Raw genomic sequence first — 17,743 nt, forward strand, 5'->3', positions numbered from 1 at the left:
CGCGGCGAGGCGTTCTGACTCCCCGTCCCGGATCACGGTCGGTTCCCCCTCGAGAACGTGGAAGACGTTCGTCGCGTCCGCGTGCTCGTGGGCGTCGATCTCGCCGCCGGGCGCGAGGACGAACGCCTTCACGAGCACGTCGTCGGTGACGACGAGTTCGGCGGTGGCGACCTCGCCGTCGGCGGGGTCGAGGTCGCCGACCGCGTCGGCGTATCGGTCGAGCATCATACCCGAGGGGTCGGGCCGCGGGGGTTAAAACGCGTCGCCGCGGGCGGCCTCACTCGCGCGCGCCCGGCGGCAGCGGGTCGGCGTGGTCCGATATCGCCCTCGCGACGCGGTGGGGGTCCTCGTGGATCACCCAGTGGGTCGCGTCGTCGATCGTGAGGAGCCGGCCGTCGGCGCAGTGTTCGAGGCTCTCGCCGGCCAGCCGCTTCTCGAGGAACGGATCGTTCGCGCCCCAGACCACGAGCGTCGGGACCGTCACGCGCGGCGTGTCCGGCTCGGGGCGCTCGCGGACGATCGCGCGGTACCAGTTCACCATCGCCTCGAACGCGCCGTCGCGGTCCCACGCGCGCCGGTAGCGTCTGAGGTCCTCCTCGCCGAACGTCCCCGGATCGCTCGTCTCGCGGAGGGCCCGCACGCCGATCCGCCAGTTGCCGGCGCGCGCGACCGCCTCCGGCAGCCGAGGGAGCTGGAAGGCGAGCACGTACCAGCTCTTGCGGCGCTGCCGCCAGGAGGTCCGGAGCGCCCGCTCGAAGACGGTCGGATGGGGAACGTTGACCGCGACGAACTCGGAGACCCGGTCGGCGTGGTGGATCGCGAGCCACCAGCCGACCGCGGCTCCCCAGTCGTGGCCGGCGACCGCCGCCGTCTCGCGCCCGTACGCGTCGATCAGTCCGACGACGTCGCGGGCGAGCGCTCCGATCCGATAGTCCGCGACGTCGGGGGGTTTCTCCGAGAGGTTGTAGCCGCGCTGGTCGGGCACGACGACGCGGTAGCCGTCGTTCGCGAGCGGGGCGATCGTCTCGTGCCAGCCGTACCAGAACTCCGGGAAGCCGTGGAGGAGAACGAGCAGCTTCCCGTCCTCGGGTCCGGCCTCGACGACGTGGAGGCGGACGCCGTTCGTCTCGACCGTCCGCGACGTGCCCGGAACGTCCTCGGGGATCTCGTCAGCCGGGACCTCGACCGGTGGAGACGTCCCCGCCGTGCCGTCTGCGGTACCGACCATACCGACCGATCGGTCCGGGACGACTAATAGGTACGTCCGCCGGGACGCGGGTTCGTCGGCGGATCCGACGCGACCGTGCCGGACGCGACCCGGTCGAGTCGGACGGGAGGTAGAAAACGTCTTATACGTAGATTTCACAGGATCGTCTGAGGAGTGTTATCACGTGAGTATCTCTGAAACGTACGTCCGATACCGCCGAACCCTCGGCGAGGAACCCCTCGCCATCGGGGTCGTTCTCGTGGCCCTCTGGATGGTGTGGGCACTCGTGAGCGGACTCTGGACGGGGGGGATCCAGGTCAGCAGCCTCGCCTCGCTGGTCTGGGACGGCCTGCTTCGGGGGCTGATCATCGGCCTGGCGGGAATCGGACTCTCGATGACGTACAGCATTCTCAACTTCGCGAACTTCGCACACGGCGACTACCTCACGAGCGGCGCGTTCGCCGGGATGGCCACCAGCTACCTCGTCGCCGGGATCGGCGAGAACAGCGTCGGCGCGCTGCTGCTCGTCGGCGCCGGCGGCTCGGTGTTCGGCGGCGCGCTCGGGATCGGCGTCACCACGTCGCCGATCGCCGTGGTTCTCGGCGCGATCGTCGCCGGGGGGCTGACGATCGCGCTGGCGCTTTTCATCGACCGGTTCGTGTACAAGCCGATCCGCGACGAGAGCGGCATCGCGCTGCTCATCACGAGCATCGGGGTCGCGTTCGCGCTCCGGTACCTCATCCAGTTCGTCTTCGGGGCCGGCGTGCGCGGGACGACCGCGGCCGGGTCGGTCCCCCGGATCAACGTTCCGGCGTTCGACGGGACCTTCCGGGTCACCGCCCACGACGCCTCGCTGATCGTCGTGGCGGGCGGGCTGATGCTCGGCGTCCACCTGCTCCTACAGCGGACCAAACTCGGGAAGGCGATGCGTGCGATGTCCGACAACGAGGACCTCGCGCGGATCACCGGGATCCCGACGGAGCGGGTCATCCGCACGACGTGGATCGTCGGGGCGGGGCTCACGGGCATCGCTGGCTACATGTTCGTCCTCTGGAAGGGGACGCTCGGCTTCAACGACGGCTGGCTGCTGTTGCTGCTCGTGTTCGCCGCGGTCATCCTCGGCGGCATCGGGTCGATCTACGGGGCGATCGGCGGCGGGATCGTCATCGGGCTGACCGCCTCGGTGTCCGTGATCTGGATCCCCTCCGAGTTCGGTCGGGCGGCCGCGTTCATGGTGATGATCGTGATACTACTGTTCAAGCCGGAAGGCATCTTCAGCGGGAGGACCACGGCATGAGCGTCGACGACCTTCGCGGGCGGTTCGAGGGACTCTTCGAGCGGGACGTGACGCTCGTGCTCGCCGTCCTCGGAACCATCTACCTGGCGTACGTCCTCGCCGGGGTCGCGTTCGGCTACGGGCTCCGCGGACAGCTGAACTCGATCGCGAACCTCACCTTCTACGTCGGCGCGTTCGGCATGCTCGCGCTGGCGTTGAACCTTCACTGGGGGTACACCGGGCTCTTCAACATCGGCATCGTCGGCTTCATGGGGATCGGCGTCTACGTGACGGCGCTCGTCTCGAAGCCGCCGGTCGCACAGGGCGGCGCGGCACAGGTCGGCGGCCTCGGGCTGCCGCTCGGCGTCGGCATGCTCGCCGGCGTCGTCGTCGCGGGTGGGTTCGGGCTGTTGGTCGCGCTCCCCGCGCTCCGGCTGCGGGCCGACTATCTCGCCATCGTCACGGTGGCGTTCTCGGAGATCATTCGGTTCACGATGATGTCCCGGACGTTCCAGTCGTACACCGTTCCCGACACGATCGACCTCACGGTCGCGGGCGTCCAGCTGTTCAGCCTCGACCCGACGGCGGACACGATCGGCCTCGGCGGCGGCGGCGGGCTCATCCTGAACTACGCCGATCCGCTGGAGGCGCTCCTGCGGACGCTCTTCCTGTGGGAGCCCTACCTCGGGTTCGTCGCGTTCGTCCAACGAACGCTGATCCCGAACAACCCGAAGCCGGTGATCGACGGGCTCCTCTACGGGATCGTGCTCCTGATCGGCGTCGGGCTGTTCTACCTCCTGCTCTCGCGGACCGGGAAGTCACCGTTCGGGCGCGTCCTGAAGGCGATCCGCGAGGACGAGGACGTCGCGAACGCCCTGGGGAAGGACACCGACCGCTTCAAGCTCACCGCGTTCGTGCTCGGCTCCGCGCTGATGGGGCTCGGCGGGATCCTGTGGTACTCCAGTCGCGGGAGCATCACGCCGCCCTCGTTCCGGCCGAACATCACCTTCTTCGTCTGGATCGCGCTCATCATCGGCGGTGCGGGATCGAACACCGGGAGCTTCCTCGGCGGGGCGATCTTCGCCGGGCTGCTGTACGAGGGGCCGCGGTACGTGAAGAACCTCGTCGAGGCCGCCTTCAATCTGGGGGACGCGCCGCGGAACTTCGGCGAGGCGGTCGCGGCGTTCGGGTCGCTCGATCCCGTCCCGTTCCTCGTCTACACGCTCGACAGCGTGAGCCAGCTGCGGCTCGTCATCATGGGCGTGGTGTTGATCTGGCTGATGCACAACCGGCCCGAGGGGCTGCTCGGGCACCGCAAGGAGACGGCCTCGAGCGTCGACCTCACGCGACCGAGCGGCGGGGACGCGGGCAACGCCGCGGCCGCCGACGGAGGCGAGAACCGATGAGCGAGAGCGACGACACCGCCGTCGACGGATCGACGCCGACCGAGGAACCGGTCGAGAACGACGGGGTCGAGGGCGACCGAACCGACGAGGCGGAACCGACGGAGGGGCCGATCGAGGGCGACTCGGCGTCGGCCGCCGGCGACGGCTCCACGACGGCCGCCGGCGACGACACGGACGGGGCCGAACCGGGCGGCGCGGAGACGCCGGACGGGACCGTCCACGCGCCGGAGGACTCGGGCGTGTCGGTCGACGCGACGCCCCTCGAGGTCGAGGGACTCAGGCGGACCTTCGGCGGCATCGTCGCCGTCGACGACGTCAGCTTCGACGTCGAGCGGGGAACGATGACGGGGCTCATCGGTCCGAACGGGGCCGGCAAGTCGACGACGTTCAACCTCATCACCGGGATGTTGGATCCCGACGCGGGGACGGTTCGATTCAACGGCGAGGACATCACCGGCCTCGAGCCACACGAGATCGCGAACCAGGGGCTCGCCCGGACGTTCCAGATCGCTCGCGAGCTCGAGGAGATGACCGTCCTCGAGAACATGATGCTCGCGCCGAAGGGGCAGATCGGCGAGTCGCTGTGGCGCTCGGTCATGCCGATCACCCGCCGCGAGGTGCGCGAACAGGAGACCGAACAGCTCGAACGCGTCTGGGAGGTGCTCGACTTCTTCGAGATCGATCACCTCGCCGAGGAGTACGCGGGCAACCTCTCGGGGGGGCAACGGAAGCTGCTCGAGATGGCCCGCGCGCTGTTGACCGACCCCGACATGCTGCTTCTCGACGAGCCGTTCGCCGGGGTCAACCCCTCGCTGGAGAAGCGGCTGCTCGAACACATCCACGAGCTGCGCGAACGGGGGTACACCTTCCTCATCGTGGAACACGACATGGACCTCATCATGAACAACTGCGAGCGGGTCATCGTCATGCACCAGGGCCGCGTCCTGAAGGACGGGACGCCGGCGGAGATCAAGGAGAGCGAGGAGGTCATCGAGGCGTACCTCGGGGGTGAGGTGTGAGCCTCCTCGAAGTGCGTGGCCTCGACGCTGGCTACGGCGACCTCCAGATCCTCACGGACGTCGACCTCGACGTCGACGACGAGGAGTACGTCACGATCGTCGGGCCGAACGGGGCCGGCAAGTCGACCGTGATGAAGTCGGTCTTCGGGCTGACGACCCACATGGGCGGCACCGTGACGTTCGCCGACGAGGACATCAGCGGGACGAAGCCGGAGGACGTCATCCACAAGGGACTGGGGTACGTCCCGCAGAACGAGAACGTCTTCGCGGAGCTCTCGGTCCAGGAGAACCTGGAGATGGGGGCGTACATCCTCGACGAGGTGCCACAGGACGCCCTCCGGACCGTGTACGACCGGTTCCCGATCCTTGAGGAGCGGAGGGACCAGCGCGCGGGGACGATGAGCGGGGGGCAACGACAGATGCTCGCGATGGGGCGGGCGCTGATGCTCGACCCCGAACTCCTGTTGCTCGACGAGCCCAGCGCCGGCCTCGCGCCCGACCTCGTCGACGAGATGTTCGACAAGATCGACGAGATCAACGGGAGCGGCACGGCGATCCTGATGGTCGAGCAGAACGCGAAGGAGGCGCTCAGACGCTGTGACCGCGGCTACGTGCTCGCGAACGGACGGAACCGGTTCGAGGACGACGGAACCGCGCTGTTGAACGACGACGAGGTTCGCCGGGAGTTCCTCGGCGGCTAGTCGGCGTCGATCCGCGCGGATCGTCGTCCCTCCTCGATAGCTCGCCACCGGGCCGCCGCTCGCGTCGGCCGTCGACTCGGAAAAACGCGGTGTTGGCTGCCGGATCGCCGGCGACGCCGCCGATCAGTTCCCGCTCGAGAGCGCCTGTTCGATGACGTTGGAGTACGACGACTCGCCGATGTTGAAGCTGATCTGGTCGTACACCTCGCCGTCGAAGGTGTCCTCGAACACGTTGCTGAACCGCTCGGAGAGCTGCTGTCCGTAGTCGTTGTTCACGTACAGCGTCGCGGCGGTCTCGGCCTCGAGCCGCTCGGAGGCGACCTGCGCCATGACGCGTCCCTGGAGCTGGTCGCTCGGGGCGGTCCGGAAGATGTAGTCGTCGTCGTCGAGGTTCGTCACCGACAGCGCGGTGCTGGAGGGCGAACAGCCGACGACCTCGTTCGGGATGAACGTCTCCTGACACACCGGGACGTTCACGCCGGAGGAGGCGGTCCCGCACACCGCCGGGACGCCCGCGCTGACCAACGACTCCGCGCCGCTGACCCCCTGGTCGGGCGAGGTGTTGGTGTCCTCGAACTGGGCGTTCACGGTGAGGTCGAGGTCGGACTCGTTGACCTGCTGGGCCGGGAGCTCGGCCGCACGGATCATCGGCTGTCCCGTCGACGCCAGGTCACCCGTCTCGGGAAGCAGGATCCCGACGCTCACCTCGCGGCCGAAGCCGCCGGGCGAGGAGTCCGCGGAGGGGCCCGCCCCGTCGGGGTTCTCGCCCTCGAAGTTCTGCGTCTCGGCGACGTCGACCGAGTCGGCGTCCTGTCCGGCGAACTCCCAGATGGAGTAGGCCGCGGACGCCGGGTCGCCGTTCCCATCGAAGTTGACGGCGCTCGACGCGCCCTGGTAGTTGATGTCCTCGCCGTTCGCGGCCGCCTCGACGGCGTCGAGGAACCCGTCCGGACCGTACTCGGTGCCGCCGGGGTTCGCGATGCGCCGGAGCTGGTCGCGGATCGCGGTGCCGTCGTTCTCGCCCGCCGCGACGTTCGCGAGAATGAGCGCGGCCGCCGAGTCGTACGACTGCGAGGTGAACACGCCCGGCGTCTCGTCGTACGTGTCCTGGTACAGGCTCTCGAACGCCGCCTGGTTCGGCCCGCCCGCCGCCGGCGCGGTACCGGTGACGTTGTTCATGTCGTTGCCGACCTGGCCGGGCAGCGCGGGGTCCTGGAGTCCGTCGGGGATCAGGATGTCCTCGGCCCCGTCGGACGCGCTGTAGTAGTCACGGAAGAGCTGGATGCCGCTTTCCGGGTAGCCGATGACGGTGAGCAGGTCCGGGCCGCTGCCGCCCCCGCCGCCGCCTCCGCCGCCCGAGCAGCCGGCGACGCTGACCGCGCCCGCGACACCGATCCCCTTCAGTACGTCACGCCGTCTCTTGTGGTATGACATATCCACTCATATAGGGTCCACTTTGATAAGTATATCCCTGTCAACATCCCCACACGTATTGTCAACGACGTGTATGTATGGAATGTACTTCCCTCGGGCGCGGCCGACCTCACGGCTCGAGGGCATGATCGCGAGCTGATGGAAGCTCGGTTCCGGCGACCCCTCCGCGGACTCGCCGCCGGGGCGCTCGCGCTCACCGACCGTCGGGCCGTGCCGGGTACGACTGCCGCGAGCCGTGGGACCGTCGCGCGAGGAGGCGTGCGCTCGCTCGCCGGCGGTCGTCGGGCCGCTCCTCGGCCGTCTCGTCGTAGTGGAGGACGGTCAGTCCGAGACCGGCCCGCAGGAGCTCGTTCGCCCCGAACCGGTAGCGGTCGGTGCTCGGGCCGGACGGGGTCGGCTCGGCCGACCGGAGGTGCCCCTCGACGAAGAGGTAGCCCCCCTCGGCGAGCGACTCGCGGAGGTCGGTGAACCGGTCGAGCGTGTGATAGAAGCTCACCGTGACCAGGTCGTACCGCTCCGTCGGGAACTCGTGCGCCGTGGCGTCGGCGTGGACCGTCTCGATCCGTCCCTGGAGGCCACGCTCCGCCGCCCGCTCCCGGACGATCCGGAGCCCCTCCCTCGAGGCGTCCAGCGCGTCGACCTCGTAGCCGGCCGCCGCGAGGAACAGCGCGTTCCGTCCGGTCCCCGTCGCCAGATCGAGCGCCCGTCCGTCGGGGATCGAGGGCTCGTAGGAACGGAGGACCGGAGACGGCTCCGGATCTCGGGGGTACTCGCCGCTCGCGAACCGCTCGTCCCAGTCGGTCGACTCGTCGCCGTCGGTCATACGCGTCGATCGCCGAAGGCCGACATAAACCTCCGCGTCGGGCGTTTCAAGCACGCCGCGGCCGGAGCTACCTCCATGACCGACGACCAGACGGCGGATGGCGATCGCCCGCGGGACGGGCGGTCGGGGACGCGGGGCGGGGCGCCCGAGGCGCTCCTCGGCGAGCTGTTGACCGACCGCGGGGAGACGCTCGCGACCGCCGAGTCGCTGACGGGCGGGCTCGTCGGATCGACGGTGACCGACGTGCCCGGATCGAGCGCCTACTTCGATCGAGGATACGTGACCTACGCGTACGACGCCAAACGCGAGGAGCTGGGGGTCGCCCGCGAGACGCTGGACGAACACGGCGCGGTCAGCGGACCGGTCGCCCGCGAGATGGCCGCCGGCGCCCGCGATCACGCCGACGCGACGTGGGGCGTCTCCACCACGGGGATCGCCGGTCCCGACGGGGGAACCGCGGAGAAGCCCGTGGGACTGGTGTACGTCGGCGTGGCCTACGCCGCCCCGTGGGGAACGGAGGCGTCGTTCACGCGGAGCGTCCGCGCGGAGTTCTCGGGCGGCCGCGACGCCGTGAAGCGAGCCAGCGTCGAGCGCGCGCTCGACGAGCTCGTTCGGGCGATCCGCGAGGTCGACCGGGAGGAGTGAGGTCGGCGGCGAGGCGCCGAGGAGTGAGGCCGGCGGCGAGGCGGCACGCCGATCGGGCGGCCGGTCCAGGATTCACGCGAGCGCGATCCCGTCGTCGGTCTCCGCCACGTCGACGGGGCCGTCGATCTCGACCGAGTCCCCGACGGCGACGACGGACCCCCACGACTCCCGCGGGACGACCGTGTTCACCATCAGCCGGAAGTCGTGATCGAACCGGTCGCTCTCGGTCCACTCCGGCAACGTCTCCCGGCGCCTCCGGAGGAACGTCTCCCGGAACCCGTCGATCTCGACCGCGGTGTCGGGGTGCCGCGACGGAACGACGCACCGCTGGCAGGGGTTGACGCCGACGAGGTCGGCGTCGCCGATCGAGAACCGGATCCCCGTCCCGTGGTCGTCGAACAGCCGGTCCTCGAAGAAGGCGGGACGGTCCTCGAGCACGACGTTCGGCCTGAACCGCCGGCGCGCCTCCGTCGCGTCCACGATCCCCTCGAACCACGAGGCGACCGTCTCGAGCGTCCCCGTCGAGGTCACGGTCGGACCGGGGGCCGCCCGGTCGTCCGGGAACCCGCCCGCCGGCTCGCGGACGAGGTCGACCTCGTACCCGAGGTACTCGCCCACCCACGCCGCCAGCGCGTCGCCCGCCTCCGGCAGCGCGAACGTCCGCTCGTCGGCCGCCGCGTCGCCGCGCGCCGGGCGCTCCAGCGTCACCGCCGTCGGCGTCGCGTCGGCCTCTCCGGCGAGATCGTAGCTCGCCCGCAGGCGCTGGATCGCCGGCTCGCTCTTCCCGTTCACGTACCCGCCGCCGCTCCCGACCGACGCGACCTCGGGGTCGACGCCGGCCTCGACGAACGCGTACGATCGGTCGCCCCGGAGCGCGCCCTGCGGGCCGAGCTCCGCACGCTCGACCGCGACGCCGTCGAGCGACTTCACCGGGTACGCGAGGAGGTCGCCGAGTCGTGTCATACCTCCCGTTCGCGGGTCCGGACCAAAAGCGTGACCGTGAGCCGTCGTCCGCGCGGTCGAGTCGCGTTACTCCGCGTCGCCGTCGGCGTCCTCGCCCTCGGCGTCAGCGTCGTCAGCCGACGTCTCGTCGTCCTCGTCGCCGGCGAGCCCGGCGGCCTCGAACGCCTCGCTCACCTCGCTTTCGGGGACGGTGCGGTAGCCGTCCGCCTCCGTGACCGTCGCGACCGCGAGGTCGCCGGGGACGAACTCCGTCTCGTGGGCCGCGAGCGCGCGGACGCCGAGTTCGATCCCCGCGTCGAGCGAGAGGCCCTCCTCCCACTCCTCCTCGAGGACGTCCTGGATCTCCTGTCTCCCGCCGCCGATGACGGTCGCCTTCCACTCGTTGGGGGTGCCGGAGGGGTCGGCCGCGAACAGGCGCGGCTCGCCGTTCTCGATCCCGCCGATGAGCAGCGCCGCGCCGTACGGCCGGGTGCCGCCCCGCTGGGTGTTCTCCTGGATGTGGTCCGTGACGAACTTCGTCAGCGTCTCGACGCCGACGGGCTCGCCGTAGCGGAGGCGGTTGCCCTGCGCCTGCCGACGTGCGAGGTCGATGAGCTGTCGCGCGTCCGCGACGTGGCCGGCGCTCGCGGTGCCGAGGTGGTCGTCGAGCTTGTGGAGCTTCTCGATGCTCTCGGCCTCCATCAGCGTCGAGGTCGCCCGCGACATCGCGACGAAGACGATCCCGTCCGCCGTCCGGACGCCGAGGCTCGGCGCGCCGCGCGAGACCGCCTCGCGGGCGTACTCGACCTGGTAGATGCGGCCGTCCGGCGAGAACAGCGACGTCCCGCGGTCGTACGCCTGCTGGTCGTTGCCGCCCATCATCGCTTCTCACCCGCTCGCGCGGTGACGTGCTCGCTCATTACCCTTTATTACGCCGGACGGTTGAAAAACCCTCCTTAACCGGTACGCGCGGGGTCCCGATCCGATCGGTCCGGCGTCGAGCGGTTCGAGTCCCCGTTCGTGCGTTCGTCGCCGTCGTCGCCGTCCCCCCAGTCGCGCGAGACGGGGGTCTCGCTGGCGTCGATGGTCCCGAGCAGCCAGTCGCTCCCGGCGGCCAGCTCCGCCTCGTCGGTCCCGACGAGCTTCAGCCGGTTGTGACCCGCCTCCCGGTCGGGATAACAGCCGACCGTGATATCGTACCGCGCCATCGCCTCCTCGAGGGCCGGGACGATGTTCGCCTCGGGCTCGACCGTGTAGAGGAACCGGGACCGGCGCTCGCCCGCGAACTCGTCGGCGACGGAGTCGAACATCGCCTTCAGCTCCTCGGGGATCCCCGGCAGGACGTACACGTTCTCGAGCACGCAGCCGGGCGCGAGCCCCGCCTCGTTCAACAGCGCCCGGCTCCCCTCCGGGAGCGCGGCCTCCCGGTCGACGTCCACGTCGAGGTCGCGGTCCGGGATCCGGGTCGCGATCGCGGCCAGCCGCTCCTCGACGTCGGCGCGCGCCAGCTCCGAGACGGCGAGGTCGCGCCCGAACGCGTCAGCGACCGCCTCCATCGTCACGTCGTCGGGAGTGCCGCCGATCCCGCCGGTGACGATCACGCGGTCGAAGGCGTCGCCGTAGGCCGCGACCCGCTCGGCGATCGTCTCCTGATCATCGGGAACCGAGAGGATCCGCGTCACCGAGACGCCCCGATCGGCCAGCCGCGCCGCGAGCCAGTTGGCGTTCGTGTTCACCGTGTCGCCGGAGAGCAGCTCGTCGCCGACCGTGATCAACGCGACGTCCATGCGACCTCCCCTCGGACCGGCGGGGACATAAGCGGTTCCACGGCGCGGACGCGCCGGAGAAGCGGAGCGGTAGGCGGGTCGCTCACTCCGCGACCCGCTCGTAGGTGACGAACGCGAGGTCGCCCTCGCGCTCCCGGTCGACCTCGACCCACTCGTCGGGGTCCCACGCCGGGAAGCGCGTGTCGCCGTCGGGCGACTCCGGCACCTCCGTGAGAACCATCCGGTCCGCGAGCGGGAGGAACGCCTCGTAGACGCTCGCGCCGCCGATCACGTAGATCTCGTCGACGCCGCGCTCGGCCGCGGCCGACCGTGCGCGCGCCGCCGCCTCCTCGACGCCGCCGGCGACGGCAACCCCCTCGGGGAGATCCGGGTCGCGCGTCGTCAACACGACGCTCGTCCGGTCCGGGAGCGGGCCGCCGATCCGGTCGGCGATGCTCTCGTACGTGACGCGGCCGAGGACCACGGGGTGCCCGCTCGTCAGCCGCTTGAAGTGCGCCAGATCCGCCGGGTAGTGCCACGGCATCCCGCCGTCCGCGCCGATGACGCCGTTCTCCGCGACGGCCGCGACGAGGACGAAGGACACGTCGTCGGGGTCGACGGCGGGATCGACTGCGTCGTCGGTGTCGGAGTCGGTCCCCGCCATCACTCCGCGACCGCGAACGAGATCCCCTCGGCGCAGTCGTAGTCGACGACCTCGACGTCGTCGTAGGTCAGCTCGTCGAGCGGCACGTCCGCGATCTCGATCCGGGGCCGGTCGCGGGGCTCCCGCGAGAGCTGTTCGAGGAGGCCGGGGACGTGGTCGTGCCCCTCCTCGCCGTCGGCCTCCGCGGGGGCGGCGTCCTCGAGCCAGCCCCTGACGTCGCGGTAGTCGGCCTTCCCCTCCGCGTCCGCGAGCCGGTCCTGGAGCGCGGGGAGGTTCTCGCCGTACCACGCGCCGCGGTCGCCCCGGCCGCAGTAGGCGTGCGCGTCGACGATCGTGTGGCCGAACTCGCCGACCTCGAACCCGGTCCGTTGTGCGAGCGCGTTCGCGAGCAGCGCGTACGCCGCGACGTTGAACGGGACGCCGAGCGCGATGTCGCCGGACCGCTGGGTGAGATGGAGGTTGAGCCTCCCGCCCTGGACGGTGACGACGAAGGTGTAGTGACACGGCGGCAGCGTCGAGACGGTCGCGTTCGCGGGGTGCCACGCGTTCACCACCATCCGGCGGGAGTTGGGGTTCTCCTCGAGCGTGTCGAGCACGTAGGCGATCTGGTCGAAGGTGCGCCGCGTCGTCCCGTCCGCGTCCTCCTCGACGGTCACCCAGCGGTGACCGTCCTCGGGCCACGTCTCGCCGGGGAGCGCGTCGCCGTCGTCCGGCACCGGGTACCGCCGCCAGAACCGGCCGTACGCCGTGTCGAGACGGCCATCCTCGTCGGCCCAGGCGTCCCAGATCTTCGTCTCCTCGCGGAGGTTCTCGATGTGCTCCTCCCCGGAGAGGTACCAGATCACCTCGTGGATGAGCGAGTTCCAGCGGTAGCCGTCCATCCGCTTCGTCGTGAGGAGCGGGAACCCCTCCGCGAGGTCGACGGTGTAGCCGGCGCTGAACGTCGCGATCGTGTCCACGCCGGTCCGGTTCGGCTTGTACGTGCCCGTCGAGAGCGCGTCGTCGACGAGGTCGAGGTACTGTTGCATCGTGTGTCGTGGGGAGTCGCCCCGACGCTTACGGCGTCGGCGCGATCGGTCCGTCGGAACCCACGCGTCGCAAAACATAAACCTACGTCCTTTGGGATCCGTTCGCCCGACCGCAGCAACTAACCTCGCGCCGCCCGCAGTGGCCGACATGGACATCGATCCGTTCGGGCTCGAGCGGTGGTTCGCGAGGTACGAACACGAGGCGGACGTCATGCTCGCCGAGAGCGGGATCCGGTCGCTTGAGGCGGACCGGTTCGACCTCGACCCCGGCGAGGTAGGGTACGTGATCCCCACGAACGGCGACCCGGAGTTCCGCGCCCGCGTCGGCGACCGGTACGGCCGGAGCGCCGACGAGGTCCTGTTCACCTGCGGCACCCAGGAGGCGAACTTCCTGACGTACCTCTCGCTCGTCGCCTCGAGCGACCCCGTCGGCGACGACGGGATCGGATCCGGCTCGCACGCCGTCGTCGTCACGCCGACCTACCAGGCGCTCCACGCCGTGCCCGAGGCGTTCGGCGAGGTCACCCGCGTCGAGCTCTCCCCGCCGGAGTGGGAGCTCGACCCCGACGCGGTCGCGGACGCGGTCCGCGAGGACACGGCGGTCGTCGTCGTGAACAACCCGAACAACCCGACCGGGCGCTACCACGCCGAGGAGCGGGTGCGGGAGGTGTACGACGTCGCCGCCGAGAACGACGCCTACCTGCTGTGTGACGAGGTGTACCGGCTGCTCGCGTCGTCCCCGCAGAAGCCGGTGGCGAGCTTCGGCGCGCACGGGATATCGACGACGAGCCTGACGAAGGCGTACGGACTCTCCGGGCTGCGGTTCGGCTGGATCGCCGGCCCGGAGCCGGTGATCGAGCGCGCCTGGCGGTGGAAGGACTACACCACCATCTCGCCGAGCATCTTCGGCCAGCACGTCGCGAAACAGGCGCTCGGCCGGCGCGAGGAGGGGATCCTGGCGGAGAACCGGGAACTGGCCGACGGGAACCGCGAGCGGATCGCGGCGTGGGTGGACCGGCACGGGCTGGAGTGGCACGAGCCCGCCTCCGTCAACGCCTTCCCGACGATCCCCGAGGGGTTCGCGGACGCCCGCGAGTTCTGTCGGACCGTCGTCGAGGAGGCGGGCGTCGTACTCGCGCCCGGCGACCTCTTCGGGTTCTCGGACCGCTTCCGGATCGGCTTCGGGCACCGACGGGAGACCCTCGAGGAGGGGCTCGATCGGGTGAGCGGAGTCATCGAGGCGCACGCGGCGGGCGGCAGTGAGGCGAACGGCGACGGAGAGACGGTCGACGACGCGGTCCCGGACGGGGGGAGCCGCTGAATGGGACTCGCCGGCGACCTCAAGGACGACCTCGTCGGGCTCGTCAGGAACCCGACCGACGAACAGAAGGCGATCCTGGTCGCGATCGTCGCCATCGCGGTCGCGGACCGCTACTTCCTCTGGATCGACTTCCCGTTCGTGGTGCGGACGACCGCCGCCGTCGGCGTCGGGTTCATCGCGCTGTTCGTCGCCAGCTACCTCCTCACCGGCCGTCTCGTTCCGCCGGACGAGGACGACGAGGAGGAGTACGACGACGAGCTCAGCCCGTAGGGCGCCCCCTCGCGGATCGGCGGATCGGCGGGAAGCGACGACGTCGACGCCGCAGCGACGACGTTCCAAACCGTTTATACCCGCGCCGGGGGTAAGCCGGTGTATGCCGCGAGAGCAGAAGCAGGTTCGAGAACTCCAGGAGGGGAGCTACGTCATGATGGACAGCTCGCCCTGCAAGATCAACCACTACAGCACCGCGAAACCCGGCAAACACGGGAGCGCCAAGGCCCGCGTCGAGGGCAAGGGCGTCTTCGACGAGAAGAAGCGCTCGCTCTCCCAGCCGGTCGACGCGAAGGTGTGGGTGCCGATCATCGAGCGGAAACAGGGCCAGGTCGTCTCCGTCTCCGGCGACGACGCGCAGGTCATGGACCTGGACACCTACGAGACGTTCACGATGCGGATCCCCGAGGGCGAGGACTTCTCCTCCGACGACACCATCGAGTACCTCGAGTACGAGGGCCAGCGCAAGGTCGTCGGGTAGTCGGATGTTCCCCGGAGCGACCGCCGACCGCGACGCGGCCTCGTACGTGGTCGTCGGCGCTCCCCTCGACGCCACGACCACGTTTCAACCCGGCACCCGGTTCGGACCCGACCGGGTCCGGCGCTTCTCCGAGACCTACGACGACTACGACCGCCGAACGGACAGCCACTTCTCCGCACTCGGCGTCCACGACGCGGGCGACGTCGCCCCCTGGGACGACACGCGCGAGTACCTCGATCACCTCGCCGCCGAGCTCAGAAGCGTCGTCCTCGACGGCGCGATCCCGCTCGCCCTCGGCGGGGAACACACCGTCACCTACGCCGGCGTGGAGGCGGTCGCCCCGGACACCCTCGTCGTCGTCGACGCCCACCTCGACCTCCGGGCGGAGTACGGCGGCAACCCGTGGAACCACGCGTGCGTCACCCGCCACGCGCTCGACGTCGTCAACCGGGCGGTGATCGTCGGCGCGCGCACCGGCTCCCCCGAGGAGTGGGACCGCGCCGCCGAAGGCGACGTCGAGGTCGTCGCGCCCGAGGACGCCCGCGGCTGGATCGACGACCTCGATCCGGGCCGGTTCGACGACGGGTCGACGTACCTCTCCGTCGACGTCGACGGGGTCGATCCGGGGTTCGCGCCCGGCACCGGGACGATGGAGCCGTTCGGGCTCCACCCGCGCGAGGTTCGCGACCTCGTGCGGACGGTCGCGCCGCACGCCGAGGGCTTCGACGTCGTCGAGGTGAACGACCGCGACGACGGCCAAGCCGCGGCGCTGGGGGGAAAACTGATCCGGGAGTTCGTCCACGCACACGCCGGCGGCTCGTCGACGTAGGCCGTCAGGGTCGCGCGCGGCGCGTCGCCTCGTCTCTCAGTGGAGCTCGGAGAGCCGGCTGCGGGCGGCCGCGACCGCCTCCATGGTGTCGATCCACTCGCGGGTGTCGGTACACCAGATCCGGTCGCCCTCGACGCTGACGCAGAACACCGACTCCGAGGACGGCGAGAGGATCACGTCGTCGACGTCCGGTCGGTCGCCGAGGTAGGCGTCGATCAGGCGTCTGGCCGTCTCGGCCTCCGAACGGAGGCGGTTCCCGGAGGCGTACTCGATGGCAATCTCGGCCATACCGGATCGTTGGATGTACACGATTAATAACTACTGTTTCCGGGCAGCGATTGCGGGGACCGGAGAGACGGAACGGGATGGACGCGGCGGAACGGAACACGACGCGACGGAACGGGACGCGACGGAACGGAACGCTCCCGTCAGTCGTGACGGCGTCGGCCCGGCCGACCCGTGAGGCTATATTCCCCGCCGGACATTGCCGACCATGACCACTCCGATTCACGAGCGACCGGCCGATCTGCTGTCGGAACTCGTTCGATTCGAGACCGTGAACCCGCCGGGCGGAGAGCGGGCCTGTATCGAGTACGTCGACGGCCTTCTGACCGAGGCGGGGATAGCGACCGAGACGCTGGCCGCCGATCCCGAGCGACCGAACCTCCTCGCCCGCCTGCCGGGCGGCGACGCGCCGACGCTGCTGCTACAGGGCCACGTCGACGTGGTCCCCACGGAGGGACAGGAGTGGGACGAGCCGCCGTTCTCGGGGACGCGGAAGGACGGGTTCGTCTGGGGTCGCGGCACGCTGGACATGAAGGGGGGCGTCGCGATGATGGTCGCGGCGATGCTTCGGGCCGCCGAGGAGGGCGTCGAACCCGCGGGCGACGTGCTGTTGGCGGTGCTCTCCGACGAGGAGACGGGCGGCGACGTCGGCGCGAGGTATCTCGTCGAGACCCACCCCGAGCGCTTCGCGGACGTGGAGTACGCCATCGGCGAGTTCGGCGGCTTCCCGCTACGCATCGACGGGACGGAGTTCTACCCGATCCAGGTGGCGGAAAAGCGGGTCTGCTGGCTCGAGGCGACGGTGACCGGCCGCGGCGGCCACGCCTCTCGGCCGCAGCGCGACGGCGCGATGCACGCGCTCGGGGAGCTGCTCACCCGATTGACCGAGCAGCGCCTGCCCGTCCGCATCACGCCGCCCGCCCGGGAGTTCGTCGAGGCGATCGCCGCCGAGGCCGAACCCGAGCGAGCCGAGCAGTTACGGGGACTGTTGAACCCCGAACGCACCGACGAGATCCTGGACGAGCTCGGCCCCGTCGCCGAGCGGTTGGACCCGATGCTTCACAACACGGTGAGCCCGACGGTCGTCGACGGCGGCGGGAAGGTGAACGTCCACCCGGCGGAGATCGACCTCCGCCTCGACGCGCGGCTGCTCCCGGGCGTGACGCCCGAGGAGTTCCTCGAGGAGGTCCGAGAGGTCGTCGGCGACGTCGAGGGCGTCGAGTTCGAGGTCACGCGGTTCGACGGCGGCGAGGGCAAGCGCGTCGACATGGGGCTGTTCGATCTGCTGTGCGACTCCCTGACGGAGAACCACCCCGAGGCCGTCCCTGTCCCGTTCCTGCTCACCGGCGCGACCGACGGGCGGTTCTTCGAGCAGCTGGACGTCCAGCCCTACGGGTACACCCCGCTGAAGCTCCCCCCGACGTTCGAGTTCGAGGCGCTGGTCCACGCCGCGAACGAGCGCGTTCCCGCCGAGGCCATCGCGTTCGGAACCGACACGCTCTCGACGGTGATCCGGGAGTACGGCTCCGCGTAGGAGGAACGGCCGGCTTCCAGCGTTCGAATTCCGGATACCTGCCTCGACCGGAGGCGGACGACGTGGCGGACGCCTTCGGGACACGCCGGCGGCAGCCTCGGGACGGTGCGGG

20 protein-coding genes are annotated in these 17,743 nt (G+C 70.3%); 10 read left to right on the forward strand and 10 right to left on the reverse strand.

The features are described 5' to 3' along the window. Window positions 1–228: cupin domain-containing protein (locus DJ70_RS10030; protein WP_094532560.1), on the reverse strand; the 228-nt coding region annotated here is incomplete at its 3' end. Between the two features lie 49 nt (window positions 229–277). Beyond that, window positions 278–1,228 carry an alpha/beta fold hydrolase gene (locus tag DJ70_RS10035; RefSeq protein WP_094532563.1) on the reverse strand — a complete coding sequence of 317 codons (951 nt, stop codon included), beginning with the start codon at window positions 1,226–1,228 and terminating at the stop codon, window positions 278–280. A 163-nt stretch (window positions 1,229–1,391) separates the two neighbouring features. On the opposite strand from DJ70_RS10035, the gene DJ70_RS10040 reads away from it, so the two are divergent. Genes DJ70_RS10040 through DJ70_RS10055 form a run of 4 tightly spaced genes read left to right on the forward strand, consistent with a single transcriptional unit; the run spans window position 1,392 to window position 5,609 of the window. After that, window positions 1,392–2,504, forward strand: a complete 1,113-nt coding sequence (locus DJ70_RS10040) for a branched-chain amino acid ABC transporter permease (protein WP_094532566.1) — start codon at window positions 1,392–1,394, stop codon at window positions 2,502–2,504. Continuing rightward, on the forward strand, window positions 2,501–3,889 hold the full coding sequence (locus tag DJ70_RS10045) for a branched-chain amino acid ABC transporter permease (RefSeq protein WP_094532569.1): 1,389 nt from the start codon (window positions 2,501–2,503) through the stop codon (window positions 3,887–3,889). The genes DJ70_RS10040 and DJ70_RS10045 overlap by 4 nt, the downstream gene beginning before the upstream one ends. Continuing rightward, window positions 3,886–4,908, forward strand: coding sequence for an ABC transporter ATP-binding protein (locus tag DJ70_RS10050; RefSeq protein ID WP_245810810.1), 1,023 nt, complete (start codon window positions 3,886–3,888; stop codon window positions 4,906–4,908). Before DJ70_RS10045 ends, DJ70_RS10050 begins: the two co-directional genes overlap by 4 nt. Next, window positions 4,905–5,609, forward strand: coding sequence for an ABC transporter ATP-binding protein (locus tag DJ70_RS10055; protein ID WP_094532572.1), 705 nt, complete (start codon window positions 4,905–4,907; stop codon window positions 5,607–5,609). The genes DJ70_RS10050 and DJ70_RS10055 overlap by 4 nt, the downstream gene beginning before the upstream one ends. A gap of 123 nt (window positions 5,610–5,732) precedes the next feature. On the opposite strand, the gene DJ70_RS10060 is transcribed toward DJ70_RS10055, so the two are convergent. Both DJ70_RS10060 and DJ70_RS10065 read right to left on the reverse strand, forming a co-directional pair. Next, window positions 5,733–7,043, reverse strand: a complete 1,311-nt coding sequence (locus DJ70_RS10060; protein WP_094532575.1) for an ABC transporter substrate-binding protein — start codon at window positions 7,041–7,043, stop codon at window positions 5,733–5,735. A gap of 193 nt (window positions 7,044–7,236) precedes the next feature. Beyond that, window positions 7,237–7,866, reverse strand: a complete 630-nt coding sequence (locus DJ70_RS10065) for a class I SAM-dependent methyltransferase (RefSeq protein ID WP_094532578.1) — start codon at window positions 7,864–7,866, stop codon at window positions 7,237–7,239. Window positions 7,867–7,941: 75 nt separating this feature from the next. Between DJ70_RS10065 and DJ70_RS10070 the strand changes: the two genes are divergently transcribed. Beyond that, window positions 7,942–8,511: a CinA family protein gene (locus DJ70_RS10070; protein ID WP_094532581.1), complete on the forward strand. Its 570-nt coding sequence runs from the start codon at window positions 7,942–7,944 to the stop codon at window positions 8,509–8,511. A 72-nt stretch (window positions 8,512–8,583) separates the two neighbouring features. Here DJ70_RS10070 and DJ70_RS10075 read toward each other — a convergent pair whose 3' ends face one another. The 5 genes from DJ70_RS10075 to thyA all read right to left on the reverse strand — a co-directional run bounded on the left by DJ70_RS10075 (window position 8,584) and on the right by thyA (window position 12,911). After that, the gene (locus DJ70_RS10075; RefSeq protein WP_094532584.1) at window positions 8,584–9,474 is read right to left on the reverse strand and encodes an MOSC domain-containing protein; all 891 of its coding nucleotides are present in this window, start codon (window positions 9,472–9,474) and stop codon (window positions 8,584–8,586) included. A 66-nt stretch (window positions 9,475–9,540) separates the two neighbouring features. Then, window positions 9,541–10,335, reverse strand: coding sequence for an archaeal proteasome endopeptidase complex subunit alpha (gene psmA, locus DJ70_RS10080; RefSeq protein WP_179234031.1), 795 nt, complete (start codon window positions 10,333–10,335; stop codon window positions 9,541–9,543). A 74-nt stretch (window positions 10,336–10,409) separates the two neighbouring features. Further along, window positions 10,410–11,240 (reverse strand): competence/damage-inducible protein A, encoded by an 831-nt coding sequence (locus DJ70_RS10085; RefSeq protein WP_094532590.1) that lies wholly within the window; start codon window positions 11,238–11,240, stop codon window positions 10,410–10,412. Window positions 11,241–11,322: 82 nt separating this feature from the next. Then, window positions 11,323–11,883 (reverse strand): dihydrofolate reductase, encoded by a 561-nt coding sequence (locus DJ70_RS10090; RefSeq protein WP_094532593.1) that lies wholly within the window; start codon window positions 11,881–11,883, stop codon window positions 11,323–11,325. Continuing rightward, window positions 11,883–12,911, reverse strand: a complete 1,029-nt coding sequence (thyA, locus tag DJ70_RS10095) for a thymidylate synthase (RefSeq protein ID WP_094532596.1) — start codon at window positions 12,909–12,911, stop codon at window positions 11,883–11,885. Before thyA ends, DJ70_RS10090 begins: the two co-directional genes overlap by 1 nt. Before the next feature lie 148 nt (window positions 12,912–13,059). Between thyA and DJ70_RS10100 the strand changes: the two genes are divergently transcribed. The 4 genes from DJ70_RS10100 to speB all read left to right on the forward strand — a co-directional run bounded on the left by DJ70_RS10100 (window position 13,060) and on the right by speB (window position 15,812). Beyond that, on the forward strand, window positions 13,060–14,232 hold the full coding sequence (locus DJ70_RS10100; RefSeq protein ID WP_094532599.1) for an aminotransferase class I/II-fold pyridoxal phosphate-dependent enzyme: 1,173 nt from the start codon (window positions 13,060–13,062) through the stop codon (window positions 14,230–14,232). Next, on the forward strand, window positions 14,233–14,502 hold the full coding sequence (locus DJ70_RS10105; protein ID WP_094532602.1) for a hypothetical protein: 270 nt from the start codon (window positions 14,233–14,235) through the stop codon (window positions 14,500–14,502). A gap of 103 nt (window positions 14,503–14,605) precedes the next feature. Then, on the forward strand, window positions 14,606–14,983 hold the full coding sequence (locus DJ70_RS10110) for a translation initiation factor IF-5A (protein WP_094532605.1): 378 nt from the start codon (window positions 14,606–14,608) through the stop codon (window positions 14,981–14,983). Window positions 14,984–14,987: 4 nt separating this feature from the next. After that, the gene (speB, locus tag DJ70_RS10115) at window positions 14,988–15,812 is read left to right on the forward strand and encodes an agmatinase (RefSeq protein ID WP_094532608.1); all 825 of its coding nucleotides are present in this window, start codon (window positions 14,988–14,990) and stop codon (window positions 15,810–15,812) included. A 36-nt stretch (window positions 15,813–15,848) separates the two neighbouring features. Here the strand turns inward: speB and DJ70_RS10120 are convergent, their stop codons facing one another. Then, window positions 15,849–16,100, reverse strand: coding sequence for a hypothetical protein (locus DJ70_RS10120; RefSeq protein WP_094532611.1), 252 nt, complete (start codon window positions 16,098–16,100; stop codon window positions 15,849–15,851). A gap of 205 nt (window positions 16,101–16,305) precedes the next feature. Here DJ70_RS10120 and DJ70_RS10125 point away from each other — a divergent pair, with 205 nt between their 5' ends. Then, a complete protein-coding gene (locus tag DJ70_RS10125; protein ID WP_094532614.1) occupies window positions 16,306–17,631 on the forward strand; it encodes a M20/M25/M40 family metallo-hydrolase in 1,326 nt (441 codons plus the stop codon). The last annotated feature ends 112 nt before the right edge of the window (window positions 17,632–17,743 follow it).

Source organism: Halorubrum halodurans, from assembly GCF_002252985.1.
GTDB lineage: Archaea > Halobacteriota > Halobacteria > Halobacteriales > Haloferacaceae > Halorubrum > Halorubrum halodurans.